Here is a 23,920-nt window from a genome sequence, read left to right on the forward strand (position 1 = left end):
GAGGCTTTTTTATGTAGGAAAACACCCGCCGTGGGCATCTCCCGCCGATATAAGCAGGCAGACTAATTTTCATGATATAGCGGCGCTGCCGCTAGCCCAAACCTGTCGCGCAAGGCGCGGCGAGCGGCCCAGTAGCCACCCATGCCGTGCACGCCCCCGCCGGGCGGCGTGGCCGATGAGCACAGATACAACCCGCGCAGTGAGGTGCGGTAGGGCGAAGCCCGCAGCACGGGCCGGGTAAAAAGCTGACGAATATCAAGCAGCCCACCGTTGATATCGCCACCCACGTAGTTGGGGTTATGCTCTTCCAACTGGGCTGGGCTGAAAGTGTGGCGGCCCAAAATACGTTCGCGGAAGCCGGGTGCGAAGCGCTCGACTTGGGCCTCGATAGCGGCGGTCAGGTCGTGGCGCGAGCCGTTGGGCACGTGGCAGTAGGCCCAGGCAGTGTGCCGGCCGGCCGGGGCTCGGCTAGGGTCGAATTGACTTTGCTGAGCCAGTAGCACGAAGGGCCGGGCCGGAAGCTGGCCACGCGCCGTAGCTTGCTCGCCAGCAGCTATTTCGGCCAGGGTGCCGCCCAGGTGCACGGTGCCGGCCTGGGCGCATTCAGCAGCAGTCCAGGGAATGGGCTCGGCCAGCGCCCAGTCTACCTTGAACACCCCCATGCCGTAGCGGTAGCGCCGGAGCTGCCACTGGTAGATGCCCGATAGCCGATGCCCGGCCAGCTGCAAAAGCTGCGCCGGCGTCACATCGAGCAGCACGGCCCGGGCAGGCGGCAGCTGGGCCAGCGAGCGCACGTAGGTGCCCGTTTCGACGTGGCCGCCCAGCGCCCGGAAATGCGCCACCAGCGCATCGGCAATGGCCTGCGAGCCGCCTTGTGCCAAGGGCCAGCCCTGGCTGTGAGCCGTGAGCAGCAGCACCAGCCCAAACGCTCCGGTAGCCACGTTGCTCAGCGGCTGAATGGCGTGCGCGGCCATGCCGGCCAGCAGGCCTTGGGCCTTGTCGCCCTGAAAGCGACGCGCCAGCACCGTAGCCGGCAGCAGGGCCGATAAGCCAAACCGCGCCAGCTCGACGGGGTGCTTGGGCCAGTGCAGCGGGGCTAGCACTTCAGAAACCAGCCGTGGCCAATGGGCGAGCAGTGGCGTGAGCAGTTTTTGGTAGGCCGCCGCATCGGACCCCAGTGCCTGGGCCGTGGCGGCCAGCGAGGACAGCGCGGCGGCGGCCGTGCCATCGTCGAACGGATGCGCGGCGGCCACCAGCGGCGTGATGAAATTCAACCCATACTGCGCCAGCGGCAGCGTGCGAAAAAACGGCGAGGCCACCGCCAGCGGGTGAATGGCCGAGCAAATGTCGTGGCGAAAACCCGGCAGCGTCAGCTCGGCCGTGCGCAGGCCGCCGCCCAGCTCGTTTTTACCTTCGAGCAGCAGCACCGCAAGGCCCGCTTGCTGCAGGGTAATGGCCGCCGCTAGCCCATTGGGGCCGGAGCCAACGACGACGGCATCATACGTACTATCCATAGGCATCGGGTAAACGCAAATAGGCCGGGCTAGGGTAGGCTACCGGCGATTTTCACCGGGCGGGGTACCCGATGAGCCAAGGAGCACCCCTTTCCCAAACAAGTATTGGTGGATGTTTGTCGTAGGCAGCACCGGGCTAGCCCGCCCGGCCAACTACTTTCCTTTTCCACTCTCCCTCATGGCTACTACCCCCGCCACTTATCCCGCCACGTTCACCATCGGCGGCGACCTCACCGTGAAGCGCCTCGGCTACGGCGCCATGCGCATCACCGGCGACGGTATCTGGGGCCCGCCCCAGGACCACGCCGAATCTATCCGCGTGCTCAAGCGTGCCGTCGAGCTGGGTGTCGATTTTATCGACACCGCCGACAGCTACGGGCCGAACGTATCGGAAGAGCTGATTGCCGAAGCGTTGCACCCCTACCACAAGGTCGTCATTGCCACCAAGGGCGGTTTGCTGCGCACCGGCCCCAACCAATGGCCCGTCGATGCCAGCCCCAAGCACCTCGAAGAAGCGCTGCACGGCAGCCTCAAGCGCCTGCAAGTCGAGCAGATTGACCTCTACCAATTGCACCGCATCGACCCGCACGTGCCGATGGAAGACACCTTCAAATTCCTGCAAAAAGCCCAGCAGGATGGTCTGGTGAAGCACATTGGCCTTTCCGAAGTCGATGTAGACCAGATTAAAAAGGCCCAGGAGTTTTTTCCGGTGGTGTCGGTGCAGAATATGTATTCGGTCGATAACCGCAAGTGGGAGCCGGTGCTCGACTACACTCGCGAGCAGAATATGGCTTTCATTCCGTGGTACCCGCTTTCGGGCGGTAATAAAGAAGCCCTGGCGGCGCTCGACACCCTAGCCAAAAAGCACGGCGCCACCCAGCAGCAGATTGCCCTGAGCTGGCTGCTGCACCACTCGCCCAATATCCTGCTCATCCCCGGCACGTCGAAGGTGAAGCACCTGGAGGAAAATATGAAAACGGCCGACATCCACCTCTCGGCCGAGGACATGGCCTCGCTCGATAAGCTAAAAGCGTAACGGAGCTAACGGATTGCGCGTTAAGTAAAGCCGGCTAGCCTCGCTAGCCGGCTTTTTGTTTTCCGTCCCTTCCGCTACTACCCACCCATGTCTGGTTTTTTGAAAGCGTTGAATAAGCCATTATTAGCCTTGGCCTTGGGGCTGGCCGCCTGCTCATCGGAGCAGGCCACTACGCAAGTAGACAGCCGCCCCGGCGTAAACCTGTCGCGGTACCACACCTATAATTTTATGGATGAGGTGGCCCGCAACGACTCGGCTTTTCAAAACTCAGGCTCCAATATTTTCGACCTCAAGCGCGCCGTGACGCGCGAGATGGCAGCCCGGGGCTTTCAAAAAGCGGATAAGCCCGACTTGTGGGTGAATATCGGCCTCGTGACCCAGACGCGCACCCAAACCCGCCAGGCCAACTACCAGACCGACGGTGCGCCCTACTACATCGGCCAGCGCAACTACCACTGGCAGGCCGGCGATATCCCGGTGGGCCAGTACCAGGAGGGAACCGCCACCATCGACCTCGTCGATGCCGCCCGCAAGGAGCTGGTGTGGCAGGGCACCACGTCGGCCATCTTGTCGCGCACGCCCACCCGCGCCGCCAAGCAGATTGACAAGGGCGTGGCCGACGTATTTGCCCGCTTCCCCGTGCCGGCCCGCTAGGCTTTAATGAGCGCTGGTGCGGTCGATGAGCTGCACTACATCCTTGGTTGAAACCGCCTGGCCGGTTTCGGCGGCACGGTAGATGGCTTCGAGCAGTTGCACATCGCGCAGGCCCATTTGGCCGGGCACGCGGGTAGATTTATTGAGCAGCACGCACTGGGCGAAGTCGTCTAGCTGGGCGGCTTGCTGGTTGCTATTGGGTAGGTTGAGCAGGCCGTCGTTTTTGCTGGTGCGGCCGGCTAGCCCACCGTAGCCAAAGGCGGGCTCTAATTCGAACCAGCCGTTGGCAGCATCGGCGCGCAGGCGGCCCTGCATATTTTCGGCGTAGCTGGTGCGGCAGTCGGCCACCGTGCCATCGGCGAAGCGTAGCTGCCAATTCACGCCAGCTTCTACCTCCTTGAAATAGCCAGTGCCCGTCTCGGGCGTGAATTTGGCCGTGACCGAAACCGGCACCTGGCCTTTGGTGTAGAGGCAGCCTTGCAGGCAATAAATGCCCATATCCATGAGCGGGCCGCCACCGCTCAGCTTTTTATTCACCCGCCAGGGCGTGCCGCCGCTGCTAAACTTGAACCCATTATCAGCCGCCAAATGACTGATTTTGCCATACGCCTGTGACTGGCCCAGGCGCATCATGGCCTGGTTGTGCGGCTCAAAGTGCAGCCGGTAGCCGATGCTGAATTTCTTGCCGGCCTTCTCCATCGCCGCAATCATGTGCCGGGCATCGGCCACTGAGGTCGCCATCGGCTTTTCGCAGATGACGTGCTTGCCAGCCTGCGCCGCCCGCACCACGTACTCGGCGTGCAAGGCGTTGGGCAGCACCACGTACACAATGTCGATGGCCGGGTTGTCGATGAGGCGGTCGAAGGTCTTATAGTCGTAGCAGTTCTTGGCCGGAATGCCGTATTGCTGCTGCCACTGCGCCGCCTTGGCCGGTGAGCCCGTGACTACGCCCGCCAGCTGGCAATACTTCGTTTGCTGCAAAGCCGGGGCTAGCTGGCCGGTGCTGTAGTTGCCGAGGCCCACCAGCGCCACGCCCAGCTTGCGCCCAGGCGCGAGCCAATTGAGGGGGCTAGCCAACGCCGAGGAGCCCAGTAGCGTAGCGCCCGCCCCGAGCGAGAGCGTGCGCAGGAAGTCGCGGCGCGAGGATTCGGAAGCAAAAGCGTCTTTCATAGCAGCAAGTGGTGAATGCATTATTGCTTACCGTCAACAGCCTGGGTGAGTTGCCTAACGGAGCCGTGCTACCCCGTTTGTCATGCTGCACGCAGCACCTTCTCGCGCCGGAGTAAGTCGTTCAGCGGTGAGAAGACGCTTCACTGCGTGCAGCACGACAGGTAGAGCAGCGGCTGTGAGGAACCGCCAGCCTTACTCATCCTTCGGAAACTTACCCATATTGCCGCTCTCAAAGTCGGCGATGGCGGCCATTAATTCCTCGTTGGTGTTCATCACGAAGGGGCCATAGGTGGCTAGGGGCTCCTCGATGGGCGCGCCGGCCAGCACCAACACGAGGCTGTCTTCGGTAGCCGTGAGCTGCACATCGGCCGAGTTCCAGCCCAGCACCACGAGCTGCTGGGTGCGGGCGGGGCGGTCGCCGTTGACGAGTATGGCGCCACGCACCACGTAGAGGCCCACGTTGTAGGCAGCGGGCAGCGTGAGGACAAAATCAGCACCCTGCTGCAAGTGCAAATCGAGCAGCGTCAGGGGCGAAAACGTGCTGGCCGGGCCAGTAGCCCCGCCGTAGCTGCCCGCGATAACGCGGATGCTGCCTTTGTCGTCGGCCAACGGTACGCTCGGGATGCTGGCGGCGCGCAGCTCCTGGTACTTGGGCGGCACAAGCTTGTTGGCCTTGGGCATGTTTATCCAGAGCTGAAGCAACTCCAGGGTGCCGCCGCGCCGGGCAAAGTCGCGGTCGTACATCTCGGCGTGGCGCAGGCCAGCGCCGGCGGTCATCCATTGCACATCGCCGGGGCCGATGGTACCGTCGTGGCCGGCCGTATCGCGGTGAGCCAAGTGGCCGTCGTAGACTACGGTCACCGTCTCAAAGCCCCGGTGCGGGTGCGGCGGCGACCCTAGCGGCGTATCGGTAGGCGCAATCTGCATCGGCCCGATGTGGTCGATGAGCAGATAGGGGCTCAGCTGCCGGATGCGCGGTCCCGGCATGGGACTGGTCACGTCAAAGCCGTCGCCGACGGCTTTCTTGTTGCCATCAATAACCTGGAAGATGCGGCGGAATTCGGGAGCTGCCATAGGAAATAAGGAAAACAATGTAGGTACAGTCTTTATAAGCCACGGCGAGGTTAAAGGTTATCAGCTAGCCCCGATTATACTCATTGTCTAGGCGCCGCCGAGTGGGCCGTACCCTTTTTAGCCCCGCGCCGACTGCCGGCTTTCGTGCTATGCAGGCGCCCCGACGAAATAGGCGTGGTGCCCGAGGCTTGCATACCCGGCGCCTGGGGCGCGTCGGCACGGTCACTGCCCACGTTTTTAGTGCCCGATGCCGCCGTTGACGAGCCTGCCGGGGTGGCGCTAGGGGTGGTTTGGGCGTAGCTGAGCGTGGCGCTGCTGAGGAGGACGGCTAGCAAAATCGCTTTCATAGCTAAAGAGGATTTTTGCTGAAAACATACGCCAAGTCAAACCAGAAGTTCTAACCTAGCTTGCCAGGCTGCCATGCAAAACAGGCGGCCTAGCCCGCCCAGGGCCAGCGGCGGGTGGACTGCACCAGCGCCTGGGGCTTCTGCGTATCGGTGCGGCCGGCGGCTTCCACGGCCCAAACAAGGCCCAGCGCCTCCATGCCGCGTACCAGTAGCCAGCCCAGGTCGAGCTCGTACCAGGCGGTGCCCATGCGGGCTGAGCGCGGGTGGGCGTGGTGGGTATTGTGGAAGCCCTCGCCAAAGCTGAGCACCCCGAGCAGCAGGTTGTTGTAGCCGCTTTCGGCGGCGCCGGCCACGTGGTAGCGGGCGTAGCCCGAGGTGTGCGACACGTAAGTGACGAACCAGTGACCGAGCATACTCACGGCTACGCGCAGGCACACCACGGCGGCCATTGCCTCAAAGCCGAAGGCTAGCCACACCAGCCCAGCCAGGGCTAGCACGTGCAGCACCCAGGTTTTTTCGAGCCACCGCAGCCACGGGTCATGCAGGTCGGTGGGCGGAATGGCGTACACGGTGTCATCGGCCGAGTGCAGGGCTAGGTGATGGTTCCAGTGGTAATCGAGCCAGATGGGATGGTCGTAGCGGAAGTAGGCGGGGCTAGCGGGTTGGTTCTGCCAGTAGTCGCGATAATAGTGCGATTTCAGCCACGAAATGGGCCCACCCACGCCGGCCTGCACGCTCAAGTACGCCAGCACGCTGCGCCAAAAGCGCGAAGTCTGGAACGCCCGGTGAATGATGCCCCGGTGCAGGCCCACCGCGTGGCCCAGCCCCACCGTGAGCACGGCTAAGCTCACTGAAGCCAGACTGCGCGGCCAGGTAAGATGCGGCAACCCCCAAACCAGCCCGATACCCAAATTGCCATAAAGCCAGCAGCCGTGAAACCAAGCGGTGGTGAGGCGGTGCTGAGCCGGCAGCAGGGGAGCGGGGCGCATAAGACAAGGACTTATGGTACGAACCTGACTATAACAAGGCTAGCGATATAAAGTATAGGATAGGCGGTAGTTTAGCTACTAGCCCTAGCGGCGGCTGCGCTGGGGCATGCAAAAGCGGTAAGACAGCGGTTTATTACTACTCGTGCTACAAACGAAGCGCGGCGGCCCCGTTGCCGGAACCGCCGCGCGTAGGCGTTGAGCAGCAATTACTTGGGCAGCGTAGCGCGCACGGCTTTTACCTCGGCTACCTGCACGGCGCTGGCTTTGTTGCCGAAGCTGTTGCGCACGTAAGTGAGCACGTCGGCCACCTGCTGGTCGGTGAGGTAGTTCTGGGCGGGCATGTGCTGCTTGTAGTCGTTGCCGTCGATTTCGATAGGCTCGGCCAGGCCAGCAAGCACAATGTGGGCCAGCTTGGCTTTGTCGCCGAGCACGTAGCTGGTTTTGATGAGCGGCGGGTTCATATTGGGCACGCCGCCGCCGTCGGCCTGGTGGCAGGTGATGCACACGTTCTTATACACCACGGCGCCGCGGGTGAGGCTAGCCGCCGTGGCCGGGTCAGCTTTGGCGGTGGTTTTTTTGGGAGCCGGGCGGTGCTGGGCTTGCAGCGACAGCGCGCCGCCGGCCAAGGCTAGCGCCAGGAAAGCTTGCTTAACAGTCATTATTTCTTAGCGTTATACACGATGCGGTAGATGGTGCCCTTCGAGTCGTCGCTCACGTAGAGCGAGCCGTCGGGGCCCTGGGCGAGGCCGCAGGGACGGTGGTCGGCGCGGCCGCTGGCCGTTTTGGCCGCCGAGCCCGAGAAGTTGTCCGCAAAAACTTCCCACTGCCCGCTAGGCTTGCCATTTACGAAGGGCTGAAATACGACGTAGTAGCCGGCCTGCGGCTCGGGCGCGCGGTTCCAGGAGCCGTGGAAGGCGATGAAGGCGCCATTGCGGTACTTAGCCGGAAACATGTTGCCGGTGTAAAACAGCAGGCCATCGGGCGCCATGTGGCCGGGGTAGGCGGCGGCGGGGTCGATGTAGTTGCCGGTCGCTTCCTTTTTGCCATCGCCGCCATACTCGGGGCCTTGCATTTTCTTATGCTGAAGCTGGTCGTAGTACATATAAGGCCAGCCGGCGTTGTCACCTTTTTTGAGGGCGTATAGGCACTCGGCGGGCAGCTGGGCCGACTGCTTCTCGTTGTAAAACTGGGGCCAGTTGTCGGAGAGCTGGTCGCGGCCGTGCTGCATCACAAAGAGCTGATTGTCTTGCGAATTCCAGTCGAGGCCCACCACGTTGCGCAGGCCGGTGGCGTAGCGCGTGCCGTCGGGGTAGCGCTGGTTGAGCTGGCTAGCCTTGAACTGCCAGATGCCGCCGGCCGAATCCAGAATCGGGCAGTTCGGGATGCCTTTCGAGCCGCGCGTGCGGTCCTGCTCCTGGCAAGCGTTGGCGTAAGCCCCGATGTTCACGTAGAGGTTGCCCGCGTTGTCGAGCACGATAGATTTCGACTCGTGCTGGCTACCCACTTTCAGGCCGCGCACGATTAATTCGCCCTTACCAGGGTCCGTCACCTCGCCTTTAGCGTCGAGCTTGTAGCGGTACACCGCGTGGTCCGACGAAGCGTAGAGGTAGCCATCCTTCACGTACATGCCGGTGCCGCCGTAGTCGCCGAAGCCGCCTACCACGGCCGCCTTGCCGCTGGGCTGGCTGCGCAGCTCCAGGATGCCCTTGCCGTCCTTTACTTTGTTGAGCTTCACGTAGATAGTGCCCTGGGGCGTCACGGCCAGGTGGCGGGCTCGGCCGCCGGTTTCGGCCACTACCAGCGCGCCAAAGCCGGCGGGCAGCTTCAGGCCGGCGTTGTTGGGGTCGGGGGCTACCTGCGGGGCATTGGGGTGGCTAGCCAGCAGCGCCAGGCTGCCCGCCAGGGCGGGCACGGCTAGCAGTAGGCGAGGGGAAAAGGAGCGCATGAGGCTGGGAACTAACGAAGTAAAAAAAAGAATAAAATCGGTTCTCTCCCCAACTGCCAACGGCGGGAGAAGGTTGCGGCCGGGCTAGCCCGCCACCATAAGCCACAGACGCTTTTGCCGGGCCGGGGTTGTCTGGTAGGCTTCATTTTGGAGCGCGAAGCCGATAGTGGGTTAGCTTATCTGCTCGCAGCGATGCTTGAGCACCAATAAAATACGGCGCTGGATTTCGCTCATCACGAAGCCCGTCCAGAGGCCGGCATACCAGTTGAGGTGGGTGCTGAGGCGCTGCTGGCTGTGCAGCACGAGCAGGGTGCGCCCGGGGCCGGCGGGCCGCAACTCGTAGGTGCCGCGCAGCACGTCGAAAAACCGTCCGCCCACAATCACGTGCTCGTCAAAGGTAGTGGGCGGAATAGTGGCCGTATTGGGCACTATGCTGAACGAGAGGCGCTGCAGAGGCTGCCAGTCGTCCACGGTTTCGATAAACTCGACACCGCGCTCGAAGGTGGCGTGGCGCACCCCGCCCACGCCCTCGTGGGTGAGCGTAGCCTCGACGGGGCGTGGAAAGCCAATGTCGTCGATGATGCTGTGACCCAGGTCACTAGCCCCGATGGGCGCCACCCGAATAATGTGCTGCCACACCACGGCGGCTGGGGCGGCTATCTCGACGGTGTTTTCGACGCGCCGGAAGTCGTCGGGGTTGTCGAAGCGATTTTCAATACTGATGGCTAAAAAGGGGAGGAGGGCGAAGCCCATCACCACCAGCGTTTTGTCGCGTCGGGGCGGCAGCAGGTCGACCACGCTGGTATAAATCAGCGCACCCATCGAAGCCAGAACAAAAAACAACGGACCAATAATAATTAGGCAGATAGCGCCTTCTAAGTGAAATATGAATGCGGTGAGTATAAATAGAAGAACGGTAAGTCCAGGCGCACCAAACAGCTGCCATCCAAAATGCGCAGGTGGCACAAAATGCGCGGTAATTGCTCCTAGTGCCATCGGTACCAGAAGCAAGAAACTGACAGTTAAAAGCCCTCCAGGATTATCATCGAAGAAGTAGCGCGCAACCAAGGCAAAAAGTAGTCCGCTGCCAGCGGCGAATAAAAACGGGTAGCGCCGCCGTGAAATCATACCGTAGTTTTGGCATCAAGTCTTGCCGCCCGCAAGGTAGTATTGCTATGTCTGCTGCTCCGCCGCCTACCATCCTCTTCCTGCACGGCTTTGCCGAAAGCCGCGAGGTCTGGACCGAATTCACCCGGCCCTTCCCGGCCGGCTATCGCCTGCTCACGCCCAACCTGCTGGGCCACGGCACCAACCGCGCCGCCGTGCCCGATTTCTCGATGGAGGCCCAGGCGCGCTACGTGGTGAACTACCTCGACCAGAAAGGCTGCCCCGGCCCGGTGCTGGTGGTGGGCCACAGCATGGGCGGCTACGTGGCCCTGGCCCTGGCCGAGCGCTACCCCGACCGCGTGGCCGGGCTAGCCCTTATCAACTCGACGGCCCACGCCGATACCGACGAGAAGCGCCAGAACCGCGAAAAAAACATCGGCTTCGTCGAGCGCCACGGCCTCGAAAAGTTTATGGATAGCTTCGTGCGCCCGCTTTTCGCACCCCACAACCGCGACCGCCTGCCCGAGGCACTGGCCCTGCTCGAAGACATTGCCAAGGCCACGCCCGAGGCTACCATTGCCGGCGCGCTGCGCGCCATGGCCGCCCGGCCCGACCGCACGGCGGTGCTGCGCGAGGCCCAGTTTCCGGTGCTGTTGGTGGCCGGTAAGCACGACGTGGCCGTGCCGCTGGCCGACTCCATCGCCCAGGCCGCGCTGGCCCCCACCGGCGCGGCGCTGTTCCTGGAAGGCAGCGGGCACCAGGCCTATCTGGAGCAGCCCGAAGCTACGCGCCGGGCCGTGCTGGCGCTGGCCGGGGCCGTATTCGAAAAATGAAAAAGCGCCAGCCCTGAGGCCAACGCTTTTTCATCCTAAAGCAGCTGGTATTAGGGCTGCACTTGCACCATAAGCGCGCGCGCACTGGCGGGCACATCATCGAGCGACACGATGCGCAGGCCGGTGGGGTCGGTCGGATTCAGGTCGAAGGCCGTAGTTTGGGCCATGGCCACCTGCACGTCTTTCTGCGGAATGCGGTACATGGCGCCGGTGGCGGGGTCTACGATGAGCATGCCAATCCAGCCCCCAAAAATGATGTTACCAAAATACCAGCCATTCACGTTGGCTTCGAGCGGAATGCTTTGCGTGGCGAAGCCCGCCTTGGTAAACTTAATTGTGTATTTGGCGCGCTGGAAGAAGCCGGCGCCGGATTTTAGCTGTACCGCCGCCGGGGTGGTGCCCGTGAATACTTCCCGGCCGCCCCGGTCGATAACCGAAACGCTGGCCCCCACTGGCGCGCTGCTAAGCGATACTGGCCAGGTAGAATGGCTGACGATGGAGGCGCAAGAACTAAGCAGCGCGGTGCTGGCAAGTAAACAGGTAGGTAAAGTTACTTTCATGCAGAAAAAGTGATAAAAAAAAGAATGTAAATACCTTAATCAAGCCGAAATAAGGTGGTGTTGCAAAGCTATGAATGGAAAATGAAAAAGGACGAGCGCGATTAGATAATTTTTTGGTGCCCAGCCTAGCCAGTTAATCGGCATCCATAGCCTCGGCCGTAACTTTGGGTAGCCTTGCGTATCCGGCAAGGTCTTCTATCCGCTATAATGAAAAATTATTTACTGCTGGCTAGCCTGCTGGGCCTGGCCAGCGTGGGGCAGGCCCAAACGGCGCCGCCCGTGCCCAATGCTGTGCTCGGCAGCTTTTCGCCCAAAGCCCACGACCACGGCAGCATCTACCTCAACTGGAGCTACAACCGCGACTGGTATACCAAGTCGGATATTCGCTTTAAGAACGATAAGTCAGACGATTACGACTTTACTTTTCACAATGCGGTGGCCCACGACCACCCTAGCATGAGCGACTTCTGGAAGCCCAGCAACCTTACCGTGCCGCAGTACGACCTCACGGTGGGCTACCTGTTTCACGATAAGAACGACCTGGGTATCGAAGTAAGCTGGAACCACCTCAAGTACGTGGTCGATGACTACCAGACCATGCGCGTGTCGGGCGAAATCCGGGGCTTTAAGTTTGACCGTGACACGCTCGTGACGCCCGACTTTGTGCACCTGCAACACACCAATGGCAACAACTACTTGATGGTGAACCTGGTGAAGCGCCATAGCCTCATGGCTGGCCGGCACGTCACGCTCAGCGCCGTGGGCAAGGTGGGCGGCGGCCCCATGATTTCCTACACCATCTCATCCATCTTCACCAGCCACGCCGAAGGACCGTTTCACTACGAAGGCTGGGTGGCCGGGGCGAGCGCCGGCCTGCGCCTGGAGTTTTACAAGTATTTTTTCCTGAATACTGATTTTCAGGGCGCTTACGCACGCTACACCAATAGCTACATCGGCGCCGACCGCCTGGGCCGCGTCACGCACCACTTTGGCTCGGCCCAATTAATTTATGGCTTCGGCTTCAACGTGCCGATTTAGGTATAGCTGTAAAGGCTTAAAAAAGAACGTCCTGCTGCGCTTACTAAAGCAGGACGTTCTTTTTTACACAGCTAAGCTCAAACCAGCCCCGCTAGCTTTTCAATACCCGGCCCGAGCACGAGCTTATCGTCGGCCCCTAGCCAGTCGGTAAGAATGCTGGCGTAGAGGCTGCGGAAATCGAGCTGGTAGCGTAGGTCGCCCTGGTCGAGGTCGGCGAGGCTGGCGGGCTGGTTGAGCAGGCCCGGCTTGCGCAGCGCGCCGCTGAGCAGCAACACGTTGTTGGCGGTGCCGTGGTCGGTGCCGTTGCTGGCATTTTCGCTCACGCGGCGGCCAAACTCGCTGAATACCATTACCAGGGTGTTGTTCCACTCGTTGTTTTTTTGCAGGTCGGCAGCCAGCGCGGCTAGCCCGTCCGACAGCTCGCCCAGCAGGCGGCCCTGCTGCTCGTGCTGCCGCACATGGGTATCGAAGCCGCTGAGTGCCAGGTAGTACACCCGCGACTCAACACCCGAAGTTATCAGCTCGGCAGTCGTTTTCAGGTTCTTGCCAAATTCGGTATTCGGGTACGTGGCCGAGCTGGTATGAATCTTCGACTTGTCGTAGAGGTAGTCGGCCGAGGAGGCCGTTTCGGCCAGCGTTTTATAGAGGTAGTCCAGCTCCGAGCCGGCCGGGGCGGTGGCTTTTTCCTGGCTCAGCGCACTCAGGTAGCGGCTCTGCGTGAGTTGGTGAAACTTGCCTGGGTTCTTGAGGGCCAAGCCGTTGCGCTGTGCACCCTTCAGGGCCAGGCTCAGGGTGTCGTCGATTTCGAGGGCCTGGTAGGCCGGCGCGCCACCGGCGCAGGAGCTGTCAAGGTAGCGGCCTAGCCAGCCGGTGCTCAAGAGTTGCTCCGAGCCCGAGCCGGTCTGCCAAATATCCATCGAGCGGAAGTGCGAACGGTCAGGATTAGGGTAGCCCACGGCGTTGCAAATAGCCAGCTGGCCCTGGTCAAACAAGCCTTTCAGCCCCTTCATGCTCTGGTGCAGCGCCAGGTCGTCGCTCACCGGGAGCAGGCCATCGGTGTCTTTGAGTGCCAGCGTAGGCCGAGCCTTGTAATACAAGTCGTTGCGAAACGGCACGATGGTATTCAGGCCGTCGTTGCCGCCGCCCAGCTGCACCACAATGAGCCGGCGCGCCGCGCCACCGGGCGCATCGCGCAGCCGGGCCGCCAGCGCCGTTTCGGACCGGTCGAGGGCGTGCAAAAACTTGGGCACCAGCAGCAGCGTGCTGGCCAGGGCAGAGGTTTGCAGAAAGCTACGGCGTTGCATAAGAAATTGATTTATAAGAGAAAATATTCGTCATTGCGCTTGTAATGACAGCCAGGTTTCAGGGTAAATGATGGCTAGGCCAACTGGTACTCCGGCAGGCTCAGCAGACTCACCAGCGTGTTGCGCAGGCGCTCCTCGGGCGTGGTGGCTTTGGCGGCGGCTAGCTGCACCAGCGCCAGGTTTTCGGGGCGCAGCGGGGCTTGCAGCAGGAAGCTGGCCAGCAGCTGCGGCTGCTGGTCGGCCGGGGCCGGGCCCAGCAGCAGCTGAATAGGGGCTAGCGGGAGGTGCGTAGTTTCGGTGTTCTTGACTAAGCGCTCCTTGCCGGTGGTTTGGGGCGTGATGTCATTTTCATCGTCTTTGAGACGCACCGCAAATTCGGCGTTTTTGAACAGAATGCTCGGTAGCTGCAAGCGCAGCAGCAGCGACGACGAGTCTATCCAGGCGCGGCCACCGGGCCAGCCGGCCACGTTGGGCGGCATGAAAAGCGTCTGGCCCAAGGCTTTCTGGTAGCCCAGCAGTTGCTTGTCGTTGTCCACCTTCAGGTTAAGCGTGCGGCGCAGGCCGGCCACCAGCGCCACCGGCGACTTGATGAGGCTAGCCGTGTTGGCCGGCGCGTAAAACCAGTCGGCCGAAAACATCCGCTCCAGCAAGTCGCTCACGTCGTAGTCGCTTTTGCGAAAAGCCGCAGCTAGCGGCGCAATGTGGGCCGGGTCGGGCACGTCGTTCACGAAGAAGCGGTACAGCTTGGTCACGATAAACGTGCTCGCCGCCGGCTGCTGCAGGATGATACGCAGGGCGTCCTCGCCGCCCCAGTTGCCCGTCTGGCCCAGCAGCGTTTTCGAGCCCGCATCGTGCTGGCGTTCTCTAAATACGAAGCGGCTCTGCCCATCGAAGCCCCAGCCGGTGAAGGCGCGGGCGGCTTCCTTCACATCGGCCTCGGTATAATTTCCCCGGCCCAGCGTGAACAGCTCCATCACTTCGCGGGCAAAGTTCTCGTTGGGGTGCTCCTTGCGATTTTGCTGGTTATTAAGAAATTGCAGCATGGCCGGCTCGCGGCTCACGGCCAGCAGCAAATCCGGAAACTTGCCCAGCGCCTTCTCCCGAATGGTATTGAGCAAAGCCAGCGAGTCGTCGGGCCGGCGCGTGCGGCAGGCAAAGTGCCCGTGCCAGAACAGCGCCACTTTCTCGCGCAGCTGGCCGGGCGAGGTCGCCATTTTGTCTATCCAGGCCGTGCTCATGCTAATAAACGCGTCGCGGATGCTCTCGTTTTGCAGCTTGCGCTGCGCGGGCGTGAGGTCGGCCCGGCGCAGCACCGGCAAGCCCTGGCGACGCAGCGCCAGCGCCGAACGGGGCCGCAGCTCCTCAACGGGGGCCAGCGGCGGGGCCAGCGCGGCGGGGCTAGCCGTGCCCGGCTGCGCCGAGCTGGCCGGCGCCGGAGGCGCGGCGGCCGGGCCGGCCGCACCCTGGCTAGCCGGCGCCGGGCTGCCGGGCGGCACCGCCATCACCGCGCCCAGCGGGTCCTGAAAACCGGCCAGGGTGGCGCTCGGAATGGGCTCGTAGGCGCGGGCCTCGTGCAGCAGCTGGCGCAGGGCCTTGCTGGGGCTGAGGCCAGCGGCCACCTCTTGGGGGCGCGGGCCGAAGCCGGCCCGCCAATACAAATGCTGGAGCTGCTGCGTGTTCATGAACCTTGGAGGGAAATGCTGCGTGAAGGTTTAATAATCACCCAATAATGTAGGGCGCAACGACAGAATTCCGCCCGCCGCAGCCAGCACGGCGGGCCGGCGGTTGACCAGGCCAGACCAGCGCTGGCAAGTAGCTTTACCCGATGCGACAACTAGGTATCTTTTGGCTCCTCTACTTTGGCCTGCTACGGGCGGGACTGGCGCAGCAGCCCACCGGCGTGGCGGCCCTCGACCAACTCGTGGTGGCCCTCAATAGCAAGTCGCTGGCGCCGGTGCAGCCCTACCTCACCCCCGATACGCGCGTGGGTAGCCTGCCGCCGGCCTACACCGGGCGGGCGCTGGCGCAGCTGCTGCCGCAGGTGGGTCCGGTCGAGGGGTTGCGCATCGTGCGCCAGGAACCGGCCGGCCCCAACACCCGCTACATGTGCGCGCTAGCCCGCCAGGGCGCCGAAAAAGAGCTGACCCTGGTGCTCACCCCCGCCGGGCAATTTGCTGAGCTGGACTTGCTACCGGCCAGCACGAAGCAAATCGGTACCACCTTTGGCCCCGAGGAGCTGACCACACCGCCCAGCGTAGTGGCGCCCGCTAGGGTACTCGACGGCCTGCTGCTGGTAGAGGCCGAGGTGGATGGCCGGCGCGGCAATTTCCTGCTCGACACCGGCGCCCCGGCGCTGGTGCTGAACCAGCGCGAGTTTGCGGCCCCTGCCCCCGAAGCCTCGCCGGCTGCTACGGGCGGCACCGGCGTAAATGGCAAGATGGCCGGCATGTCGCACCACCTGGTGCAGCACTTCGACTGGCAAGGCATTAGCTTTCAGCAGAAAGCAGTGCCCACGCTCGACCTGACCAGCCTGCAGCAAAAGCTGGGTGGCCTCACGCTGCTCGGCCTCATCGGCTACAATATCTTGAACCAATACGCCCTGACGCTCGACTACCGCGGCGGCCAGGTGCGACTGCGCAAGCCCGACCTGGCGGCCGCCCCGCCGGCCGCGCTCATGCGCGTGCCCTTCACGCTGAGCGGCCACCTGCCCGTGGTGGCCCTGACCGTGGGCGGCCAAACGTTTCAGGTGGGGGTAGACTGCGGGGCGCAGGCCAACCTGCTCGACCAGCAGTACCAGGCGGGGCTAGCCCGCGTGCTGCGCCGGGCCTCGACCGCCCAGCTCAGCGGAGCCGACGCCACCGCCCGCACCGTGGCCACTGCCCGCCTGCCCGAGGTGCGCCTGGCCGGCCCGCTGGTGTTTCGCAAGCAGGCCACAGTGTTTGCCGATATGGCGCACCTCAACCAAAATCCGAATCGGGCGCCCCTGCAAGGACTGGTGGGCTACCCGCTGCTAAGCCAGTATTGCCCCACCATCGACTACGTCAATAAAGAGTTGTATTTCAACGCCTGGTAGGCCGGCTAGCCGCGCCTCACAGCCGCGCGCCCACGACCACCGTTTTGCGGTATTCGCGCCGCTCGCCGCCGCTGGGTCGAAACAGCTCGACGTGCACCAGGTAGTAGCCCACGGCCGCTTTGCGGCCGTGCTCGTTGAGGCCATCCCACTGCACAAAGCCGGTAGTAGGCAGGCTCTCATTGCGCAATAAGCGGCGCGTCAGCTGGCCCTGCGCGTCGTATACCGTCACCGAGCCCACGTAGCCAGGCTGGTCGAGCTCGTAATTGAGGGTCGTAAAATCCTGCTGGCCATCGTCATCGGGCGTAAATAATTCGGGCACCATACGCAGTTCCTGGCCGTTGCCCACGGCGTCCTGCGCCTGCGAGTTGGGCCGGCCGGGCGTGGCATAATTTACCGTGCCGGCGGCCGAATGGAAATTGCTGGCCAGGCTCGGCCCGTTCGCCCGTATTCTTTCCAGCGACACCCCCGCCTGCGTGCTGAGCAGGGATAGATGCTGGCTTTTGTCATAAGCATAATGGTCTAGCTCCGTGCCGGTTGCGCTGTAAATAAACACGGTGCCCGCGCTGTTGTCCAGGGCCGGGAAGCCGGCCACGGCCAGCAGCGCGGCCGGCTCGCTGCTGGTAGGATACTGTGCCTGCAAGCTGCTCGTAGCTGAAGTAAGGGCCACCAGCTGGCCGGGCGCCAGCACGTAGGGCGCGCCGGGGCTGATGACGGCCGTGCCGCCCCCGCCTGCTTTTTGCGTAGCAAGCTGGTAGCCTTGCAGATTGACGTAGCGCAGCGACCGATTAAGCAGCTCCACGAAATACACGCCGCCGGGGGCGTGGTTGAATAATACCTCATTCACGACCACGTCGCCGGGCTGCGCGGCCTCGGGCAAGGCCACGCCGGCCGTGCTGAGCGCGCCGCTAGCATTGCCTACGCAGTCGGTAGCGCGGGCCACGGCCACCGTCAGCGCCCGGCTAGGCAGCAGCGCCGGACTCACCGCCAGGTCCACGGCCCGAAAATCGGGGCCGACGGGTGCCGCGCGGGTTACGGTCGGCGCCGCGCCGGTGCTGCTTTGCAAGGTGTAGAGCGCTGGGCTAGCCACCGCCGCGCTGTCGAGCTTCTCCCCAAAACTCAGCCGGATGGTGGTGGGCGTAAGGGCTACGGCGCCGAGCAGGCCAGGGGGCGAGCGGTCGGGGTTGGGGGCGGCCACGCTGTTGCGGCGGCCGGGCGTGCCGCCGCTCGGGTCCTGGCTAGCCTGCCAGTTAGGCGCGCCGCCGCAGTAGTTGGCGGGGGCCAGCATTTCGAGGGTCCAGCCGCCCTGGGCCTTGCGCAGGTCGCGGTACCAGGTGTCGGCGTAGGCAATTTCGAAGAGCGTGCTGCCATCGCGGCCGCGCAGCACCAGCTGGTCGCCAGCATTGGTAAGAACCGGAAAATTGCTGACTCCGTACACTTTACCATAGCCGGCAAACTGCGCCGCGCGGGTACTGCTGCACACCACCGCGTACTGACCGGGCAGCAGCCGGGCCGTGTCGGGCAGCCCAGCGGCGGTAGTGCTGCCGGGTTTCAGTAAGCGCACGCCGCGCAAACTCAGCGTTTTAGCGGAGTTATTGTAAAGCTCAATGAATTCTGAGGCGGGCAGGCCCACCACGGGCGTTTCCTTAGCCAGTATTTCGGTGATGAGCAGCTCGCCCACGCGCGGCGCCACCGGCACCCCGCCAAAGGTGGCGGTGAGCAGCCCGGCCGCCACATTACCGTAAAGGTCAGCCACTTGGCGCACCTCTAATGAATTGCTGGCCCCCAGGTCGCGGCCAAAGGTGAGCCGCACCACGGCCGGGTTCAGTGCCGAAACCGTGGCCGTTGTGGGCCCCGCGCCCGTGCCCAGCCGGTAGTGGCCAGGGTCGGTAGCCGAGGCGGGGCTCACGGCTTCGTTAAAAACCACGTCCACGGTGCGAGCATCCACGGCGGCGGCCCGCACGAGCAGCGGCGCCATTGTGTCTACAACGTTGAAGTCGTCGAAGTAAAAATTCTTACTATTAGCTGAAGAGTAGAGCAGCGATACGCCCACCACGGCGCTGCGCTGGTAAGTATTGTCGAGGGGCTGGCTAGCCTCGGCCACGAAGGCGCGTCCGCCGGTCAGGTCGCGCGCCAGTGTCCACTGGCCTTGTAGGGAGCGGGTTACGCGCACACGCACCACGTTGTTGGTAGTGCTGGCCAGGGTGCCATTCAGGCCATCAATCACCAGCACCGGGCTGCGGGCCGAGTCTTTGCGAAACAGGCTTACTTCATCGTCGGTACCGCCCAGGCGCACGAAATACCCTTTGGTAGCGGGGTTTTTGAGGTCGGCCTGCGAAGCCAGCAGCCACACATCGGCCAGGTTGCCCGAGGAGGTAGCGAGCCGCAGGTTGGCCCAAAACTCCCAGCTGGTGCCAGTGCTGGCCTGGCAGGGGGTAACCAATTGAATTTGAGTGCCCGTGACGGCCGGCCCGGCGCTTTGCAGTAGTTGGTTGGCTACGGCAAAGCTGCCCGCGTCACCGGTCCAGGTAGGGTTGGCGGTGAAGTTACCGTCGGTAAAGGAATCCGCAAGTTGAGCCTGCGCCACCAGCGGCAGCCAGAAAAAGAAAAGCACGAAATGCTTCATGGGGAGAACGCTAAGGATAGCTAGCCCCAAATATGCATGCAAAAGCCAGGGTATAGCTTCTGCTGGCCGCGCAATTCCCGGCAACGTACTGCGGCCGCCCCCGCTGGCTAGGCACTAAACCATGTAAAATTCCCAGGAAATGCGGTCGGGGTCTTTAAAAGCTACGTACTTCATGGGGCCCACAACATCTTGTTTTACACCAGTATTTTCGACGCCGGCCGCCTGGAGGGCATCGGCCACGCGGTGCAGCTCAGCCTCGTCTTCGCAGGCGATGGCAATGTGGTCGAGGCCTACGTTGAAGGGCGTGAAGGTGCCGCCGCCGGGGTAGGTGGGCGCCGCTTTCTTAAAGCCGATAAACGTGGACCCGACCAAAAAACCGAGTATTTCGGGGGTGTCGAGGGCGATTGGCAGGCCCAGCAAATCGTGGTAAAACGCCTTGGCGCGGGCAAAGTCGGTGGTGCGCAGGGCTACGTGGGCCAGGCCCTTGGTTTTGGGATTAATCGGCATGAGTAACTGAGTAGATTGGTAGTGAGAAGATTACAGAGCTGGCAAAAGACTTGAGCTAGGCGTCGGGGGGCGCTGCCGGGTTTTTGTATCAACGGCTGATTGGCAATTTTGGCTGGCTGGCCCGGCAACTATTTTGCAATTCCTGGCTACGTTGATTCCCAAAGCTGGGTCCGGAGTCCGGCAGCGCGCCAGCTAAGCAATTTTATCCCGACATTTGCCCGCTAGTGGCCGGTGCAAAGTCCCGCCTAACGCGTTGATTAACTGTTTTTCTCATGAAAGTTGCCGTAGTGGGTGCCACCGGGCTGGTGGGCACCGAAATGCTGAAAGTGCTGGCCGAGCGCCAGTTTCCCGTGACCGAGCTGCTGCCCGTGGCTTCGGCCAAATCGGTGGGTACGGTGGTGCATTTCCGGGGCACCGACTACCCGGTGGTGAGCATGGAAACCGCCATTGCGGCGCGGCCGGCCATCGCCATTTTCTCGGCGGGCGGCGGCGTATCGCTGGAGTTCGCCCCCAAGTTTGCCGAAGTGGGCACGGTGGTCGTCGATAACTCCTCGGCCTGGCGCATGGACCCCGGCAAGAAGCTGGTGGTGCCCGAAGTGAACGCCAATGTGCTGACCAAAGATGATAAAATCATTGCCAATCCCAACTGCTCGACTATTCAGCTGGTAGTGGCGCTCAATGACTTGCATAAAAAATATAAGGTCGAGCGCATTGTCGTAAGCACGTACCAGAGCGTAACCGGCACCGGCAAGAAAGCCGTGGACCAGCTCCTGCAGGAGCGCGCCGGCCAGCCCGTTGGCAACCCGGCTTACCCGCACGCCATCGACCTGAACGTGCTGCCCCACATCGACGTGTTTCAGCCCAACGGCTACACCAAGGAGGAGCTGAAAATGGTGAACGAAACGAAGAAAATCATGGGTGATGACAGCATTCGCGTTACCGCCACCTGCGTGCGCGTACCCGTGATGGGCGGCCACTCCGAGTCGGTAAATATTGAGTTTGCCCAGGAGTTTGACCTCGATGAGGTGCGCGACATCCTGCGCCGCACCGATGGCGTGGAATTGGTAGATGACCCTAGCCAGAACCAATACCCCATGCCCAAGGACAGCCACGGCCGCGACGCCGTGCTGGTGGGCCGCCTGCGCCGCGACGAAACTCAGCCCAACACCCTCAATATGTGGGTGGTAGCCGATAACCTGCGCAAAGGCGCCGCCACCAATGCCGTGCAGATTGCCGAGTATCTGGCGGCGAAGGGACTGGTGTAGGAGAGTGTTGGATTCAATCAGAACGCCCTGTGGCGCTTGCCAAAGCGCCGCGGGACGTTCTTTTTTGCCGATTACAATTATATGAAACGCCGCCGCTGGCTGCTGCCCATTATGCTGCTAGCCCTGCTGTGGGTCAGTTTCAGTCGGCCTACTTACGCCCCGCCGGTCGCGGCCATTGTGCGCCTGCGCCTCAATTATCTGGAACGCGTCATTCGGGAAGGCAGTGGACCAGCCACGACGCTAGGCCAGCTAGGGACTCAAAATCCGGAATGGGCCCTGTTTACGCGCTCATTTACTACCTATGGGCTGGCCAACCTGGCTGCCCAGGATTCGAGCTTTCGGCGGGAAGCCAGCGAATATATCGGCCTGGCAATCAGGCAGGTGCTGAGCAGTAGCAGCCGGCTGCCCTTCGGGGAGCCCGGCCCGCAAGAGTATGCGGGCTACTCTTTGCCCAGCTCGGTGCTCTATTTAGGGCACCTGAACTTGATGCTGGGGTGCCACCGGCAACTGGCCGCCAATTCGCCCTACCGCGTATTGCACGATAGCCTCTCCGCGGTCCTATACCGGCGCTACGCCCACGAGCCAGCCGGTAATCTGGAGTCGTACCCTGGCTTGCGCTGGCTGCCCGATAATACCGTGGCGCTCGCCTCACTCGCCCTGCACAGCCGCCTCACCGGCAGCCGCTACGCCGCGGCTGGCCGGCGCTGGGTGGCGGCCGCCCGCACCCGGTGGCTAGCCCCGGCTACCGGCCTGCTGGCCTCGCAGGTCGATGCGCGGGGCCAGGTGCGCGAAGGTCCGCGCGGCTCGATGCTGGGCTGGGGCATCTGGTTTATCGCGCGTTTCGACTCGGTGCTTGCCCGGCAGCAGTACCAGCGCTACCAGGCCAGCGGCAGCACCAATCTGGGCGTGCTGCGCCTGTATCGGGAATGGCCGGGCCGCTACGCTACCACCGCCGGCGATGTAGATAGTGGCCCGTTGCTGCTAGGCTACGGCATTTCGGCCACTACCACGGCCTTTGCCGATGCCGTGGCGCTGCGCGACTGGCGCAATGCTCAGCGTTTGCGCCGCGTCATCAGCCTGGGTAGCCGCGAAATAATGGCCGACAGCGCCCTGCACTACGGGGTGCGGTTCATTGATTTGGACGCTAGTCCGCTGTCCGAAGCCTTGTTGCTGTGGGCTGATGTACCAGCCTCAAAATGAATAACTAGCGAATTACATAGCTTTCATCCACGGCGCATTCAGGCGCACGTACACCGAAGCCGAGAGCGGTAGGCGGCCGTAGCCCGGCCCCACGTAGCCCAGGCCATAGCGGTCGGCTTGCAGCGTTTGCGGAATGAAATAGCCCGTGAGCTGGCCGCCCACGCTCAGCTCGGGGCCGTGCGGACCGCCAAGGCTAGCCAGCCGGTAGCTGCTACCCAGCGTAAGGGCATGGATATTAAATGTCATGGCTAGCAGTTGGTCGTTAGGGCCGGAGGCGTAAAAATCCAGCTCCTCGCTGTCTTTTTGCACAAACTCGTAGCGGCCGTAGAAGGTGGGGCGGCCTAGCGTGAGGTTGGTTTCGGCCAGCACGGCGTGCTCGGCGCCGTGGCCAGTACCCTGGTTCATACCCCAGATGAGCGACGAGGCGATGTAGTGCCGCTCGCCCCAACTGCGGCTGTGCAGCACCGAAGCGGTGGTGCGGCGCACGTTTTCATCGGGGTGCAGGTCTTCGGGGCTCTTGATGTAGGCGTGGCTTACTTGCAGGGCCAGCGACGAAGTCGGGTTCCAGTTGAGGCGGCCGGCCCACGAGTCGGCGCGGGGCCGGTCGAAGTCGTAGCGGTACTGGTCGGGCTCGCGACCGGTGAAGTTGCTGGCTTCCAGCTTAAACTGCTTGTAGCGCAGCCCCAGCGTCGCCACCCCGAAGGTGATGTGCGTAGCGTCGGTCCAATGGTGCGAGAGCGGCGCGTCGGGGTTGGGCATGGCCGACAAGCGGTGCATAAACGCCGTGGGCCCGATGGCCGGCTCACCGGGGTAGCCCAGGTAAGCAGTCAGGTCCACATCCTGCGAAAAAGCATACGTGTAGCCCACGCTCAGGCCCGAAAACAGGTCGTGTGGGTGCTGCTTGTCGATGAGGGGCTGGCCTTTGTACGATTCGCCGGTTTGAAACAGCAGCGGGTAGCCGCCGCGCGTTTCGGTGAGCGGGTCGAGGCTCGTCATCAAACTCAGGTTGAGCAGGCCGCGCTCGCCCACGGTTCGCTGGGCCATCGCCATAAACCAGTTGGGGCCATCGACGCGGCTAGCCTGCCCGCGCTGGCCGGCGTGGTTGAAATTCTGGCTCGTGTAGCGGCCAAAGGCGGCGCCGTGATACATCAGCATCCAAGGGCCTTTGTGCTGCATCCACATGTACATGTCGGTCTGGTCGGGCTGCCAGGCGGTGCCCGAGCCGTTGCGGCTCATAGGCAAGTGGCGCGAGTAGCTGTGGCTCATGGAACCCATGCCGCCCATGTCCATCCCGTCCATGCCATGCATCTGGCCGCCAGCCATTTGGTGCTTATGGCTGGTGTCGGCCGGCAGGCTCATGCCCGGCATCGGCGCGGCAATCTTAGTCGGCTTGGAGCGGCGGGTGGTGTCGGGCGGGGCGGGCTTGGCGGGCGGCATGGCCATGCCGGGCATGGTGTGGTGGTCGTGCTGGGCCAGGGCCGGAGTAGTGGCTAGGGCCACCCCCAGGGTAGCTAGCGAAAGCAGGTAAGCCGGTATTTTCATTTGAACGCACAGATAAGCAACTGCCTATTTAACGGGGAAACCGAGCCGGGAGTGGCCTGCCGGCCCGATAAGGTTAGGGCGGGGGAGGTGCATAATTCGGGCAGGGCGGGGGCTAGCCCAGGATTTTGCACGTTGGCTG

The 23,920-nt window shown here is 62.8% G+C and carries 21 protein-coding genes; 7 read left to right on the plus strand and 14 right to left on the minus strand.

Annotated elements, in window-relative coordinates:
- Positions 1–62: 62 nt before the first annotated feature.
- Positions 63–1,514, minus strand: a complete 1,452-nt coding sequence (locus GKZ68_RS18895; protein WP_173117532.1) for an NAD(P)/FAD-dependent oxidoreductase — start codon at positions 1,512–1,514, stop codon at positions 63–65.
- Positions 1,515–1,692: 178 nt separating this feature from the next.
- Between GKZ68_RS18895 and GKZ68_RS18900 the strand changes: the two genes are divergently transcribed.
- Positions 1,693–2,550, plus strand: coding sequence for an aldo/keto reductase (locus GKZ68_RS18900; RefSeq protein ID WP_173117534.1), 858 nt, complete (start codon positions 1,693–1,695; stop codon positions 2,548–2,550).
- A 108-nt stretch (positions 2,551–2,658) separates the two neighbouring features.
- Positions 2,659–3,204 (plus strand): DUF4136 domain-containing protein, encoded by a 546-nt coding sequence (locus tag GKZ68_RS18905; RefSeq protein ID WP_173117536.1) that lies wholly within the window; start codon positions 2,659–2,661, stop codon positions 3,202–3,204.
- Positions 3,205–3,207: 3 nt separating this feature from the next.
- On the opposite strand, the gene GKZ68_RS18910 is transcribed toward GKZ68_RS18905, so the two are convergent.
- The 7 genes from GKZ68_RS18910 to GKZ68_RS18940 form a co-directional block, all read right to left on the minus strand.
- Positions 3,208–4,374: a Gfo/Idh/MocA family protein gene (locus GKZ68_RS18910; protein ID WP_173117538.1), complete on the minus strand. Its 1,167-nt coding sequence runs from the start codon at positions 4,372–4,374 to the stop codon at positions 3,208–3,210.
- Positions 4,375–4,566: 192 nt separating this feature from the next.
- Positions 4,567–5,448: a pirin family protein gene (locus GKZ68_RS18915; RefSeq protein WP_173117540.1), complete on the minus strand. Its 882-nt coding sequence runs from the start codon at positions 5,446–5,448 to the stop codon at positions 4,567–4,569.
- An 80-nt stretch (positions 5,449–5,528) separates the two neighbouring features.
- Positions 5,529–5,795 (minus strand): hypothetical protein, encoded by a 267-nt coding sequence (locus tag GKZ68_RS18920; protein WP_173117542.1) that lies wholly within the window; start codon positions 5,793–5,795, stop codon positions 5,529–5,531.
- Positions 5,796–5,884: 89 nt separating this feature from the next.
- Positions 5,885–6,784 (minus strand): fatty acid desaturase, encoded by a 900-nt coding sequence (locus GKZ68_RS18925; RefSeq protein WP_173117545.1) that lies wholly within the window; start codon positions 6,782–6,784, stop codon positions 5,885–5,887.
- A gap of 206 nt (positions 6,785–6,990) precedes the next feature.
- Positions 6,991–7,443: a cytochrome c gene (locus GKZ68_RS18930; protein WP_173117547.1), complete on the minus strand. Its 453-nt coding sequence runs from the start codon at positions 7,441–7,443 to the stop codon at positions 6,991–6,993.
- Positions 7,443–8,729: a sorbosone dehydrogenase family protein gene (locus GKZ68_RS18935; RefSeq protein WP_173117549.1), complete on the minus strand. Its 1,287-nt coding sequence runs from the start codon at positions 8,727–8,729 to the stop codon at positions 7,443–7,445. The genes GKZ68_RS18930 and GKZ68_RS18935 overlap by 1 nt, the downstream gene beginning before the upstream one ends.
- A gap of 171 nt (positions 8,730–8,900) precedes the next feature.
- On the minus strand, positions 8,901–9,551 hold the full coding sequence (locus GKZ68_RS18940) for a hypothetical protein (protein WP_173117551.1): 651 nt from the start codon (positions 9,549–9,551) through the stop codon (positions 8,901–8,903).
- Positions 9,552–9,904: 353 nt separating this feature from the next.
- Between GKZ68_RS18940 and GKZ68_RS18945 the strand changes: the two genes are divergently transcribed.
- A complete protein-coding gene (locus GKZ68_RS18945) occupies positions 9,905–10,669 on the plus strand; it encodes an alpha/beta fold hydrolase (RefSeq protein WP_173117553.1) in 765 nt (254 codons plus the stop codon).
- 50 nt (positions 10,670–10,719) lie between these two features.
- On the opposite strand, the gene GKZ68_RS18950 is transcribed toward GKZ68_RS18945, so the two are convergent.
- Complete coding sequence (locus GKZ68_RS18950) at positions 10,720–11,229, minus strand: hypothetical protein (protein ID WP_173117555.1); 510 nt, start codon at positions 11,227–11,229, stop codon at positions 10,720–10,722.
- Positions 11,230–11,436: 207 nt separating this feature from the next.
- On the opposite strand from GKZ68_RS18950, the gene GKZ68_RS18955 reads away from it, so the two are divergent.
- A complete protein-coding gene (locus GKZ68_RS18955; RefSeq protein ID WP_254244069.1) occupies positions 11,437–12,267 on the plus strand; it encodes a hypothetical protein in 831 nt (276 codons plus the stop codon).
- A 77-nt stretch (positions 12,268–12,344) separates the two neighbouring features.
- On the opposite strand, the gene GKZ68_RS18960 is transcribed toward GKZ68_RS18955, so the two are convergent.
- Together GKZ68_RS18960 and GKZ68_RS18965 are read right to left on the minus strand one after the other, a co-directional pair.
- A complete protein-coding gene (locus GKZ68_RS18960; RefSeq protein WP_173117557.1) occupies positions 12,345–13,571 on the minus strand; it encodes a DUF1501 domain-containing protein in 1,227 nt (408 codons plus the stop codon).
- A 74-nt stretch (positions 13,572–13,645) separates the two neighbouring features.
- A complete protein-coding gene (locus GKZ68_RS18965; RefSeq protein WP_173117559.1) occupies positions 13,646–15,253 on the minus strand; it encodes a DUF1800 family protein in 1,608 nt (535 codons plus the stop codon).
- A gap of 143 nt (positions 15,254–15,396) precedes the next feature.
- On the opposite strand from GKZ68_RS18965, the gene GKZ68_RS18970 reads away from it, so the two are divergent.
- Positions 15,397–16,644, plus strand: coding sequence for an aspartyl protease family protein (locus tag GKZ68_RS18970; protein ID WP_173117561.1), 1,248 nt, complete (start codon positions 15,397–15,399; stop codon positions 16,642–16,644).
- A 16-nt stretch (positions 16,645–16,660) separates the two neighbouring features.
- Here GKZ68_RS18970 and GKZ68_RS18975 read toward each other — a convergent pair whose 3' ends face one another.
- A complete protein-coding gene (locus GKZ68_RS18975) occupies positions 16,661–19,267 on the minus strand; it encodes a lamin tail domain-containing protein (RefSeq protein WP_173117563.1) in 2,607 nt (868 codons plus the stop codon).
- 114 nt (positions 19,268–19,381) lie between these two features.
- Positions 19,382–19,774 carry a VOC family protein gene (locus tag GKZ68_RS18980; protein ID WP_173117565.1) on the minus strand — a complete coding sequence of 131 codons (393 nt, stop codon included), beginning with the start codon at positions 19,772–19,774 and terminating at the stop codon, positions 19,382–19,384.
- A gap of 272 nt (positions 19,775–20,046) precedes the next feature.
- Here GKZ68_RS18980 and GKZ68_RS18985 point away from each other — a divergent pair, with 272 nt between their 5' ends.
- Complete coding sequence (locus GKZ68_RS18985) at positions 20,047–21,039, plus strand: aspartate-semialdehyde dehydrogenase (RefSeq protein WP_173117567.1); 993 nt, start codon at positions 20,047–20,049, stop codon at positions 21,037–21,039.
- Between the two features lie 81 nt (positions 21,040–21,120).
- Complete coding sequence (locus GKZ68_RS18990) at positions 21,121–22,239, plus strand: hypothetical protein (RefSeq protein ID WP_173117569.1); 1,119 nt, start codon at positions 21,121–21,123, stop codon at positions 22,237–22,239.
- Positions 22,240–22,251: 12 nt separating this feature from the next.
- On the opposite strand, the gene GKZ68_RS18995 is transcribed toward GKZ68_RS18990, so the two are convergent.
- A complete protein-coding gene (locus GKZ68_RS18995; protein ID WP_173117571.1) occupies positions 22,252–23,781 on the minus strand; it encodes a hypothetical protein in 1,530 nt (509 codons plus the stop codon).
- Positions 23,782–23,920 lie beyond the last annotated feature (139 nt).

It is taken from the genome of Hymenobacter sp. BRD128, assembly GCF_013256625.1.
Classification (GTDB): Bacteria; Bacteroidota; Bacteroidia; order Cytophagales; family Hymenobacteraceae; genus Hymenobacter.

Excerpts from the sequence above, each read along its gene's own strand:
- GKZ68_RS18950 (WP_173117555.1), bottom strand. The coding sequence starts at position 11,229 with ATGAAAGTAACTTTACCTACCTGTTTACTTGCCAGCACCGCGCTGCTT.
- GKZ68_RS18955 (WP_254244069.1), top strand. The coding sequence starts at position 11,437 with ATGAAAAATTATTTACTGCTGGCTAGCCTGCTGGGCCTGGCCAGCGTG.
- GKZ68_RS18970 (WP_173117561.1), top strand. The coding sequence starts at position 15,397 with ATGCGACAACTAGGTATCTTTTGGCTCCTCTACTTTGGCCTGCTACGG.
- GKZ68_RS18920 (WP_173117542.1), bottom strand. The coding sequence starts at position 5,795 with ATGAAAGCGATTTTGCTAGCCGTCCTCCTCAGCAGCGCCACGCTCAGC.
- GKZ68_RS18945 (WP_173117553.1), top strand. The coding sequence starts at position 9,905 with ATGTCTGCTGCTCCGCCGCCTACCATCCTCTTCCTGCACGGCTTTGCC.
- GKZ68_RS18985 (WP_173117567.1), top strand. The coding sequence starts at position 20,047 with ATGAAAGTTGCCGTAGTGGGTGCCACCGGGCTGGTGGGCACCGAAATG.
- GKZ68_RS18915 (WP_173117540.1), bottom strand. The coding sequence starts at position 5,448 with ATGGCAGCTCCCGAATTCCGCCGCATCTTCCAGGTTATTGATGGCAAC.
- GKZ68_RS18900 (WP_173117534.1), top strand. The coding sequence starts at position 1,693 with ATGGCTACTACCCCCGCCACTTATCCCGCCACGTTCACCATCGGCGGC.
- GKZ68_RS18965 (WP_173117559.1), bottom strand. The coding sequence starts at position 15,253 with ATGAACACGCAGCAGCTCCAGCATTTGTATTGGCGGGCCGGCTTCGGC.
- GKZ68_RS18980 (WP_173117565.1), bottom strand. The coding sequence starts at position 19,774 with ATGCCGATTAATCCCAAAACCAAGGGCCTGGCCCACGTAGCCCTGCGC.
- GKZ68_RS18995 (WP_173117571.1), bottom strand. The coding sequence starts at position 23,781 with ATGAAAATACCGGCTTACCTGCTTTCGCTAGCTACCCTGGGGGTGGCC.
- GKZ68_RS18930 (WP_173117547.1), bottom strand. The coding sequence starts at position 7,443 with ATGACTGTTAAGCAAGCTTTCCTGGCGCTAGCCTTGGCCGGCGGCGCG.
- GKZ68_RS18910 (WP_173117538.1), bottom strand. The coding sequence starts at position 4,374 with ATGAAAGACGCTTTTGCTTCCGAATCCTCGCGCCGCGACTTCCTGCGC.
- GKZ68_RS18990 (WP_173117569.1), top strand. The coding sequence starts at position 21,121 with ATGAAACGCCGCCGCTGGCTGCTGCCCATTATGCTGCTAGCCCTGCTG.
- GKZ68_RS18895 (WP_173117532.1), bottom strand. The coding sequence starts at position 1,514 with ATGGATAGTACGTATGATGCCGTCGTCGTTGGCTCCGGCCCCAATGGG.
- GKZ68_RS18935 (WP_173117549.1), bottom strand. The coding sequence starts at position 8,729 with ATGCGCTCCTTTTCCCCTCGCCTACTGCTAGCCGTGCCCGCCCTGGCG.
- GKZ68_RS18975 (WP_173117563.1), bottom strand. The coding sequence starts at position 19,267 with ATGAAGCATTTCGTGCTTTTCTTTTTCTGGCTGCCGCTGGTGGCGCAG.
- GKZ68_RS18960 (WP_173117557.1), bottom strand. The coding sequence starts at position 13,571 with ATGCAACGCCGTAGCTTTCTGCAAACCTCTGCCCTGGCCAGCACGCTG.
- GKZ68_RS18940 (WP_173117551.1), bottom strand. The coding sequence starts at position 9,551 with ATGGGTGCGCTGATTTATACCAGCGTGGTCGACCTGCTGCCGCCCCGA.
- GKZ68_RS18925 (WP_173117545.1), bottom strand. The coding sequence starts at position 6,784 with ATGCGCCCCGCTCCCCTGCTGCCGGCTCAGCACCGCCTCACCACCGCT.